The organism is Streptomyces silaceus (assembly GCF_001419745.1).
Lineage (GTDB): Bacteria > Actinomycetota > Actinomycetes > Streptomycetales > Streptomycetaceae > Streptomyces > Streptomyces silaceus.
In genome coordinates, this window is the sequence record NZ_LIRJ01000506.1 from 1 (window position 1) to 1503 (window position 1503).

Below are 1503 nucleotides of genomic sequence, written 5' to 3' on the forward strand. Positions count from 1 at the left end.
CCGACCTGGCCGTCCACCCCGGCGGCAAGGGCGGCAACCAGGCGGTCGCCGCCGCCCGCCTGGGCGCCCGCACCGCGCTGCTGGCCCGGGTGGGCGACGACGCGCACGGCGTCCTGCTGCTCGACGCGCAGCGGGCGGCCGGCGTGGACACCGTCGGCGTCCTGGTGGGCGGCGCGCCGACCGGCGTCGCGCTGATCACCGTCGACCCGTCGGGCGACAACAGCATCGTGGTGTCGCCCGGCGCCAACGCCCGCCTCACGCCCGAGGACATCCGCGCGGCGGGCAGTCTGCTCGCGGCGGCGCGCGTGGTCTCCACCCAGCTGGAGATCCCCCTCGACACGGTCGCGGAGCTGGTGCGCGGGCTGCGGCCGGAGAGCCGTCTGGTCCTGAACCCCTCGCCGCCGGCGCCGCTGCCCGCCGAAGTCCTCGCCGCCTGCGACCCGTTGGTGGTCAACGAGCACGAGGCCCGCGTCATCCTCGGCACGGACGCGGGCGACGCCCCCGAGGAGTGGGCGCGCGGGCTGCTCGCGCTCGGCCCGCGCTCGGTGGTGATCACGCTGGGTGCCGAGGGCGCGCTCACCGCGGACGGCACGGCCGGCTCCTTCGTACGGGTGCCGAGCCCGCGCGTCGACGCGGTGGACACGACGGGTGCGGGCGACGCCTTCACCGCGGCGCTCGCCTGGCGCCTCGGGCTCGGCGAGGACCTGGCGACGGCGGCGGCCTACGCGGTACGGGTGGGAGCGGCGGCGGTGACCCGCAAGGGCGCGCAGGACTCGTACCCGACGGCGGACGAACTCGCCCCGGCCGCCGCCCCGGAGGTCCCGTCGCCGTGAAGAAGTCGGGCATCCTGAACCGTCATCTCGCGGGCGCGCTGGCCGAGTTGGGCCACGGCGACACCGTGCTGGTCTGCGACGCGGGGATGCCGGTCCCGGCGGGGCCGCGCGTGGTGGACCTGGCGTTCCGCGCCGGGGTCCCCTCCTTCGCCGAGGTCCTCGACGGTCTCCTCGCGGAGCTGGTCGTGGAGGGCGGCACGGCGGCGCACGAGGTGCGGGAGGCGAATCCGGCGGCGGCGCGGCTGCTGCGGGACTCCCTCCCCGCGCTCGACCTGGTCCGGCACGAGGAGCTCAAGGGGCTCTCGGCGGCGGCCCGGCTGGTGGTCAGGACCGGCGAGGCCACGCCGTACGCGAATGTGCTGCTGCGGTGCGGGGTCTTCTTCTGAGGGGACACCGGCTCCTCCCGAGGGGACACCGGCTCCTTCCGAGGAGACGCCAACTCCGCCCTCATGTCCGATATGCGAACACAACGCCCCGGTTTCTGACCGGATTCCGCCCTTGACCGGGGGCCGCCCCGCCCTCACCATCAGGCAACGCACAGCTCCAAAGGCGTCCTGCGACACACCCGCGTCGCAGGGCGTCTCGTACGTTCCGTCCCCATTCTTGTTCGGAATACGGAGCCCCACATGACTCTCCTCAGACGGGCGGCCGCCGGTGCCGCCGCCCTGGC

The 1503-nt window shown here is 75.5% G+C and carries 2 protein-coding genes; both read left to right on the forward strand.

The features are described 5' to 3' along the window. On the forward strand, positions 1–833 hold an 833-nt coding region (locus AOK22_RS35465), incomplete at its 5' end, for a ribokinase (RefSeq protein ID WP_055702813.1). Next, positions 830–1219 (forward strand): D-ribose pyranase, encoded by a 390-nt coding sequence (gene rbsD, locus AOK22_RS35470; protein WP_055702814.1) that lies wholly within the window; start codon positions 830–832, stop codon positions 1217–1219. The genes AOK22_RS35465 and rbsD, both read left to right, overlap by 4 nt. Positions 1220–1503: the final 284 nt, after the last annotated feature.